At 43.5% G+C, this 7,800-nt stretch carries 9 protein-coding genes; 4 read left to right on the top strand and 5 right to left on the bottom strand.

What is annotated here, in order from left to right; genetic code table 11:
• Positions 1-711 precede the first annotated feature (711 nt).
• Positions 712-984: a glycosyltransferase family 9 protein gene (locus tag ACWB1W_RS06795; RefSeq protein WP_479370626.1), complete on the bottom strand. Its 273-nt coding sequence runs from the start codon at positions 982-984 to the stop codon at positions 712-714.
• Between the two features lie 81 nt (positions 985-1,065).
• Entirely contained in the window at positions 1,066-1,512 is a 447-nt protein-coding gene (locus ACWB1W_RS06790) for a glycosyltransferase family protein (RefSeq protein WP_479370625.1), read from the bottom strand.
• Between the two features lie 43 nt (positions 1,513-1,555).
• On the opposite strand from ACWB1W_RS06790, the gene serA reads away from it, so the two are divergent.
• A complete protein-coding gene (serA, locus tag ACWB1W_RS06785) occupies positions 1,556-3,154 on the top strand; it encodes a phosphoglycerate dehydrogenase (RefSeq protein ID WP_479370624.1) in 1,599 nt (532 codons plus the stop codon).
• Here the strand turns inward: serA and pstA are convergent.
• Genes pstA through pstS form a run of 3 tightly spaced genes read right to left on the bottom strand, consistent with a single transcriptional unit; the run spans position 3,151 to position 5,958 of the window.
• Complete coding sequence (gene pstA / locus ACWB1W_RS06780) at positions 3,151-4,011, bottom strand: phosphate ABC transporter permease PstA (RefSeq protein WP_479370623.1); 861 nt, start codon at positions 4,009-4,011, stop codon at positions 3,151-3,153. The genes serA and pstA overlap by 4 nt on opposite strands.
• Positions 3,990-4,958, bottom strand: coding sequence for a phosphate ABC transporter permease subunit PstC (gene pstC, locus ACWB1W_RS06775; RefSeq protein WP_479370622.1), 969 nt, complete (start codon positions 4,956-4,958; stop codon positions 3,990-3,992). Before pstC ends, pstA begins: the two co-directional genes overlap by 22 nt.
• Entirely contained in the window at positions 4,945-5,958 is a 1,014-nt protein-coding gene (gene pstS / locus ACWB1W_RS06770) for a phosphate ABC transporter substrate-binding protein PstS (protein ID WP_479370621.1), read from the bottom strand. Before pstS ends, pstC begins: the two co-directional genes overlap by 14 nt.
• A gap of 103 nt (positions 5,959-6,061) precedes the next feature.
• On the opposite strand from pstS, the gene pstB reads away from it, so the two are divergent.
• The 3 genes from pstB (at position 6,062) to ACWB1W_RS06755 (ending at position 7,727) form a co-directional block, all read left to right on the top strand.
• Positions 6,062-6,841 (top strand): phosphate ABC transporter ATP-binding protein PstB, encoded by a 780-nt coding sequence (gene pstB, locus ACWB1W_RS06765; protein ID WP_479370620.1) that lies wholly within the window; start codon positions 6,062-6,064, stop codon positions 6,839-6,841.
• A 69-nt stretch (positions 6,842-6,910) separates the two neighbouring features.
• Positions 6,911-7,297 (top strand): hypothetical protein, encoded by a 387-nt coding sequence (locus tag ACWB1W_RS06760; RefSeq protein WP_479370619.1) that lies wholly within the window; start codon positions 6,911-6,913, stop codon positions 7,295-7,297.
• A 25-nt stretch (positions 7,298-7,322) separates the two neighbouring features.
• Positions 7,323-7,727, top strand: coding sequence for a hypothetical protein (locus tag ACWB1W_RS06755; protein WP_479370618.1), 405 nt, complete (start codon positions 7,323-7,325; stop codon positions 7,725-7,727).
• The last annotated feature ends 73 nt before the right edge of the window (positions 7,728-7,800 follow it).

Raw genomic sequence — 7,800 nt, 5'->3', positions numbered from 1 at the left:
ACTCCCGGGCCTCCCCACTTCGGGGTAGCTATATAGCCTCTTACAGTAACTCCGTTCTTTTCAAACTCTACAATATGTCACATCTTCACAACCTCCTCTGGTTTTTAATTTCTTAATTAAATTTTCTCATACAATTGTATATAGGGAGTAGGGAATGAGAATAGTCTAATTTTTCAACACTTCAAAAACTTGGTGTATTTATGTGCATACGAATACTTCAATCACATTCAAAGGGAAACCTACACTGGATTTTGAAAAACTTAAAAAGGTCAAAAAACTTACCGGTATTGCTTTTGTTCTTCACGGAACAAGCAGTGTATATTCCGAATACATTGAAGAAGTGAACTACCCCGCATCAGAGATGCGGAGCTTCGTGGTGGGTTTGGACACTAAATGTGTCCCTTACCACCACAGGTGGGTTCACGCCGCCCCTACTCCTACCTAACCCAATGTGTAGCGGGATAGCGGAGCTACTTTCAGCTTCTGTACTCTCTTTCTACCCCACCTTAAAGTCGCTCAGCTCCCTCTCGGGAGCGGTGGGGTATTTAAGCTATTTACCAATTTACTCCACAAATGCTTTCTAGTCAACCTCTTCGGGGCGGGCTGCACAAACGTATCATAGATACGGGGTTTTAGGCCGCAAATTTCTCTATAAACAACCAGACGATTGAAGTTATTAAGGCTTTCACAGAAGAAAGAAAGGATATACTCTCAAGGTATGAGGTAAAAGTCTATTAGTCTGGTGAGTCTTTTAAATAGTTCCTCGGGATTTAAGCATGGTCTTTCTTTACACACGTTCGGAAAACAAGGAGAACACTCGTAGTTAAGGCTAAGAACCTCAACGCTATTTCCTAAAGGCTTCCAAACAACTTTATCGGTAGGTCCGTAAATAGCTACTCCCTTAACACCTAAGTATGAAGCGAGATGTGTTATTCCGCTGTCAAGGCCTATGTAGAAACGTGCCATCTTTAAGTTCCTGGCTATCTCAAGGGGAGATAAACTGAAAAAGTGAGGCTTGAGAAATTCACTTAAATGCTCCTCAGCTTCGCCCAGCAGGTAAATGTATTAAATATTTTTACTTTTTAGGTAATCCCCGAGGCTCACAAAAAGTTCAAGCGGAGGGTTCTTTTTCCTTGAACCGCTTGAAGGGTGAATAACAACCTTTCCCTTAAAGGGAGAGTTCTCTTCTGGCTTTATCGGTAAGATGGGGGAATAAATAGGGGGAAGGTTTAGGCTTTTTAGGTAGTGTTCAAGAATCCAGACTCTCTTTTCGGGAAAGGGCTTCAGGTTTCCCTCAAGGGAGATAATAATTTTTTTATCATACACTCCTTCGGGTACTTCGGAGTATACTTCGTCCGCAAAACCGACGTGCTTCGCTATCTCGTAATAATCCGTGTTTCCCACAGCGACGGTTTTGTATCCCAATCTTTTAAATATTTCAAGAACGGGAAAGGTAAATAGAGTATCCCCGAGGCCTCCCCTTCGGTAAAGGAGGGCTCTCTTTTCACTCATGGTTTATAATTATTTCCTTACTTCCATCACGGAGGTAAAGGACTTGTACAAGGTATTAATTACCGACCCTATAGCTCCCGAAGGTATTGAACTTCTTGAAAAGGACCCAGAGGTTGAGGTTTACAACGAGCCCGAAATATCTTACGAGGAGCTCCTTGAGATAATCAAGGACTTTGACGCGATAATAACGAGAAGCAGAACGCCCGTCACGAAGGAGCTCATAGAAAGGGGAGAGAAGTTAAAGGTCATAGGAAGGGCAGGTGTTGGTGTTGATAACGTGGACATTGAAGCCGCTACGAAGAAAGGGATTCTCGTTGTAAACACTCCCGGAGCAAACACGATAGGGGCTACCGAACTCACGATGATGCATATGCTCACAATAATGAGAAACGGCCATAAAGCTCATGAAAATATCCTCTCGTACAGATGGGACCGCAAAAAGTTCATGGGAGAGGAGCTATACGGAAAGACCCTCGGAATAATTGGTCTCGGAAACATAGGTTCACAGGTCGCTATAAGGGCTAAAGCTTTCGGTATGAAGGTTATGGCTTACGACCCTTATATTCCCAAGGAAAAGGCGGACAGACTGGGAGTTAAACTCGTTGATAACCTTCACGATATGTTAAAAGAAATTGACGTTCTTACGATACACGCTCCCCTCACTCACGAAACTAAGAACATGATTGACGAGAAAGAGTTTGAGATTATGAAGGATGGTGTTTACATAGTTAACTGTGCAAGGGGAGGGATAATAAACGAGAGGGCACTCATAAAGTATATGGAAATGGGTAAGATAAAGGGGGTTGCCCTTGACGTTTACTCAAAGGAGCCCCCTCCTCCCGAGTTTGTAGATGAACTAAAAAGGCTTTCGGATAAGGTAAATATCTCCCTCAGTCCCCATATAGGTGCGAATACCTACGAATCCCAGAGGAACGTCGCGGTGATTGTAGCTCAACAAATTCTGAAAGCCCTTAAGGGTCAAACGGTTGAGTATGCGGTAAACGCTCCGTTTCCCGACCTTTCGGTTCTTACACTAATAAAGCCCTACCTTGACCTTGCGGAAAAGCTTGGAAAGTTCCTCGTTCAATGGACAGACGAAGGCATAAGGTCGGTTCACGTAGAAGTAAGGGGAGATATAGCGGAACACTTCCAGCCTATCTCGTCTGCGGTTCTTAAGGGAATTCTTGAGGAGGTCGTTGATTTTCCTGTAAACATAATTAACGCCTTTTACGTTGCAAGGGACAGGGGAATAAGCGTGGAAGAGCTTTCTTCCGAGGAAACACCCGATTTCAAGCACTACATAAAGGTTGTGGTAAAAGATGGAAGGGAAAAGGTTGTTGCCGGAACGGTTCTTGAGGGACAGATTCCGAGGATTACCGAGATAGACAACTACAAGGTTGACATTGAACCCGAGGGTATACTCCTGGTGTTTGAAAATAAAGATGTTCCCGGTGTTATAGGAAAGATAGGTTCTATTCTCGGAGGAGCTAACATAAACATAGCAGGCTTTAGGCTGGGAAGAGAAAAGAAAGGGGGTATAGCTATAGGAATTCTCAACCTTGATGACCCCATTCCCGAGGATGTTCTTGAAGAGATAAAGAAGATACCCGAGATACTCTTCGCTAAGCAGATTCTCCTTTAGGCCTTTTTCCTTCCTACCCAATACTTTGCAAGGATAAAGAATAAAAGTGTGATGAACATAAGTATTAGTGCGGATGCCCAAGCTTTCCTGTGCCAGTCTTCGTAAGGACCCATGACGTAAACGAATATGGTGACCGTTAAAGAAGTCATGGGCTCAAATACGTTATAAGTCGTGAAGTTGTTGTTAAAGGAGGTAAATAAAAGTGGTGCGGTTTCTCCGCTTATTCTTGCTATTCCGAGAATTACCCCCGTAAGTATCCCCCTCTTTGCCGCAACTAGTGAGACGTCCTTTATAACTTGCCACTTGTATGCACCGAGGGCGTAAGCCGCTTCCCTAAGAGAATCGGGAACGAGCTTTAGTATCTGCGCGGTCGTTATAGCTATTACGGGAAGCATGAGAAGAGCGAGGGCTACCGAACCGCTGAGTCCGAAGAAGTGTCCCACCGGCTTTACGAGAATGGCGTAAACCGAAGTTCCCACTATTATTGAAGGCAGACTAACAAGAGAGTCTGTCATAGTTCTCATAAACTCAACGAACTTACTGTGCCTTCCGTATTCGGTAAAGAATATTCCCGCAGCTATGCCTATAGGAACCCCTAAAAGGGTTGCTATGGTTGTTATAAGAAAGTGTCCGACGAAAGCGTGTTTCAGACCTCCACCTTCCACACCGGGCGGTTTGGGGTCCTCAAGGATTAAGGAAATGCTTATGTTTTGAAAACCGTTTATAAATACGTCTATGATAATCCAAAAAAGCCAAAATATACCGTAAACTGCTGTGAGAAAAGAGAGAAAGAGTATAATGAAGCTTTTCACCTTTCTGTATTTAATCCTTCTCTCTAAACGCCCGAGGTCTTCCATTTCTTCTCCAGCCTATTGAAGATTATAAACTTACTGATGATGAGGAGCAGAAAGGACATAAGGAAAAGAATAAAGGCAAGGTAGTATAGGGAAGAAAGGTAAAGGTCCGTGTCTGCTTCTGTAAACTCGTTGGCGATTGCAACGGTTATAGTTGTAAAGTTATCAAGAAGGGATTTGGGTATCTGGTGGACATTTCCCGTAAGGAATGCTACAGCCATAGTTTCCCCGAGTGCTCTTCCCGTTGAAAGTATGAGTCCGCCTACTATTCCGGGAAATGCATAAGGTATTACGATGTCTTTTATAACCTCCCACTTGGTTGCACCCATGCCGTAGCCCGCTTCTTTCAAAATCTGCGGTGTCATTTCAAAGGTGTCCTTCACTATAGTAGCCATGAAGGGAATTATCATTATTGAAAGAACTAAACTTGAGGTTAACAGGTCTATACCCGTAGGTATTCCGTCAAAAAGCTTTCCTATAAGGGGAAGGTCCATAAAGGTATCCTGAAGAAAGGGCTCAACATATTCGGACATAAGCGGAGCTATAACGAAGAAACCCCACATACCGTAAATAATGCTCGGTATAGCTCCCAGGAGCTCAACCGCTGTAGTGAACAAGGGCTTAAGGGGTTTTGGACTCAGTTCTGTTATGAAGATGGCTATACCTATGCATACGGGAACAGCTATAACAGTAGCCATCGCGGTAGTGAGAATCGTTCCTACGATGGCAGGAAGTCCCCCGAATATCTCCCTTACCGGGTCCCAAGTAGTTCCGAAGAGGAAACTTATTCCGAACTTCTGAATAGATAACCAAGCTTCCTTAAGTATAGAACCGCCGATAAGAATAGGGTATACGAGACCTAAGAAAATCGTAGCGGAAAAAAGGGAGAGGAAAACAACCTTCTCAAGAAGTGCGTCCCTCTTCCTTTTTACGTTATTAATACCATCCATGTTTCCTCCAGTAGTCCCGAATCATGTTTTTAACGTTCTCGGGTAGAGGAACGTAGTGGAGCTCTATAGCAATTTTATCACCTTTTCTATAAGCCCAGTCAAAGAACTTAACAACCTCTCTATTTATCTTTTTCCTTTCGGGCTCCTTTCCGAGAAGTATAAAGGTAGCTCCCGCTATGGGGTATGCATTCTCTCCCGGTTGCCAAGTAAGTATTTCGTAAAAGTCCTTATCGGGGTCCCACTTGGCGTTTGCTGCGGCAGCTTTAAAGGTCTCAAGGGAAGGTTTTACGAAGTTTCCTTCTCTGTTCTCTACGGCTACAACGGGTAGTTTATTCTCAAGAGCATAGGCATACTCAACGTAACCTATAGCTCCCCTCACTCTCCTTATGTAGTTCGCAACACCTTCGTTTCCTTTCGCACCGACACCCGTAGGCCAGTTAACAACCTTACCGTATCCTACCTTTTCTCTCCACTCGGGGCAGGCTTTTGAGAGGTAGTTAGTGAATATCCACGTGGTTCCCGAACCATCGCTTCTTCTTATAACCGCTATCCTTCTGTGGGGGAGAGAAACACCGGGGTTATCTTTCTTTATAACAGGGTCATCCCAATACTTTATTTTTCCGAGAAATATACCGCATACGGCTTCCGTGGAAAGTCTTAGGTTCTTAACACCCCTTAGGTTGTAAGCAAGAGAAACACCTCCTATTACCGTGGGGAACTGAGCGAGGTTATACTCCTTTGTTTTTTCAGGAGGCAGAGGTGCATCCGAAGCTCCAAAATCAACAGTTCTGTTCCTTATCTGTCTTATACCTCCTCCCGAGCCTATAGACTGGTAGTTAATCTTTACCCCCGTTTCTTTGTAGTATTCGTTGGCCCACCTCCAGTAAAGGGGTGCAGGAAAGGATGCACCGGCACCGTTTATAACCTTTTCCTTTGCAGGAGCTAAAGCGGGAAATAATGCAAGGGAAAGAAGTCCGCTTAGGAAAACTCTTCTATTCATCAATTTCCCTCCTGAAGAAAGTTTATAACTTCTTTTAAAGGAGTTTTGTTAAGAAATTGTTAAGAAGAGAGGTAAAGCAAAATCTAATAAAATTCTTTATGAGATGGAAAAAGCCCATAAGCGTGGCGTAAAGATTGACGTTAAAAACCTTAACTTTTACTACGGAACGAGACACACCTTAAAAGACATAACCTTTCCCGTTTATGAGAAAAGAATTACGGCGATAATAGGTCCCTCCGGATGCGGGAAAACAACCCTTCTTAGGTGCTTTAACAGAATGCACGACCTTTACGAAAACGTTAGATACGAAGGGGAAGCTATACTTTATCCCGACGGTATAAACCTTATTGGTCAGGATGTTGACCCTATCCTCGTGAGGATGAGAATAGGTATGGTTTTTCAAAAGCCGAACCCCTTTCCTAAGTCCATATACGAAAACGTAGCTTACGGCTTGAAGTTAAGAGGCATAAAGAAGAAATCCATTCTTGACGAGAAGGTTGAAAAAGCCCTGAGGGATGCGGCACTTTGGGACGAGGTGAAGGACAAACTTTACGATAACGCTTACTCCCTTTCCGGTGGACAGCAACAGCGGCTCTGTATAGCCAGGGCGATAGCGGTTGAACCCGAGGTCTTGCTCCTTGACGAACCTACCTCGGCCCTTGACCCCATATCAACCGCGAAAATTGAAGACCTTCTCGTTGAGCTAAGAGACAAACTTACAATAGTGATAGTTACCCACAACATGCAGCAGGCAGCCAGGATTTCGGACTTTACCGCTTTCATGTATATGGGAGAGCTTGTAGAGTTCGGACCCACAGAAAAAATATTCACAAAGCCCGAAAAGAAGCTCACGGAGGATTACATAACGGGAAGATTCGGTTGATTAAACCCATGGAATTTGGTCTTTAAATTTACTCATAATCTATTTGACGGAGGTTAGAAAATGCAGCTTATGGATCCGGAAAAAATGAAAAAACTTCTTGAGAAGGCAAAACAAAAGGGATGGATAACGGACCAAAACGTTGAGATAAAGTTCGTTATTCTTGACCTTAAACCAAAGTGGATGAAGTGCAGAAGAACAAAGAGGCTTGTCTTTCAGTTTCACATGTTAGGAGACGCTGAGAATAAAACCCTTTGCGGTAAGACCCTTGAGGAGTACCAGATTCTTCCCGAAAGGCAGGAAAACCTTGTAATAACACAGGTTAATATGATGCTGGGGGGTCTCGGAGTTCTCGTTTTCTTTGACCTTTGTCCCGATTGTTTCGGAAACGTAAACAGGTGTGAGCCCCTTAAAGAGGGTGAGAAGGAAAAGCTGAAGGAAGAAGGTCTCACGAGCTGAGTATAATACTCTCGGGAGGTGGCAGATGTATAAGACTTACCTATTTCTTCACCTTTTTTTCGCAATAGTTTGGATTGGAGGGATGTTTTTTAACGTCCTTTTCCTAAGCCCCGCTCTTCGTTCCGCAAAGGAGGAATGCAGGCAGGATATAGCTCCGAAAGTTCTCGGGAAGTTCTTCATGAGTGTATGGCTTGCCATTATTGTTCTCTTCGGAACAGGTATGGCGATGTGGCACAAGTTTAGGCCAGACTTTAGCACAAATCCTCTATTTCACCTTAAGTTAATACTTTTTGCAATAATGGTTATAAATTTCATCTACATTCACTTGTTCCTATATAGAAAGAGGCTTTTCGGTCAAATCCCCATCTTTGTGGGTATTAACTTAGTTCTGGGAACGATTATAGTCCTAATAATAACCTACATAGGGTGAATGAGTTTTTAGAGAACGTAAAAAACACGCCGGAGTTTAAGGTTCTCTTTGCCCTTTTCTTGGGCTTTATTAT

It is taken from the genome of Aquifex sp., assembly GCF_056494385.1.
The sequence above is the reverse complement of the archived record's forward strand: the minus strand, read 5'-3'. Positions and strand labels throughout refer to the sequence as shown.

What these genes read in the sequence shown, in the direction of transcription:
- ACWB1W_RS06790 (WP_479370625.1), bottom strand. Translation starts at nt 1,512, where the DNA reads ATGAGTGAAAAGAGAGCCCTCCTTTACCGAAGGGGAGGCCTCGGGGAT.
- pstA (WP_479370623.1), bottom strand. Translation starts at nt 4,011, where the DNA reads ATGGAAGACCTCGGGCGTTTAGAGAGAAGGATTAAATACAGAAAGGTG.
- pstC (WP_479370622.1), bottom strand. Translation starts at nt 4,958, where the DNA reads ATGGATGGTATTAATAACGTAAAAAGGAAGAGGGACGCACTTCTTGAG.
- pstS (WP_479370621.1), bottom strand. Translation starts at nt 5,958, where the DNA reads ATGAATAGAAGAGTTTTCCTAAGCGGACTTCTTTCCCTTGCATTATTT.
- pstB (WP_479370620.1), top strand. Translation starts at nt 6,062, where the DNA reads ATGGAAAAAGCCCATAAGCGTGGCGTAAAGATTGACGTTAAAAACCTT.
- ACWB1W_RS06760 (WP_479370619.1), top strand. Translation starts at nt 6,911, where the DNA reads ATGGATCCGGAAAAAATGAAAAAACTTCTTGAGAAGGCAAAACAAAAG.
- ACWB1W_RS06755 (WP_479370618.1), top strand. Translation starts at nt 7,323, where the DNA reads ATGTATAAGACTTACCTATTTCTTCACCTTTTTTTCGCAATAGTTTGG.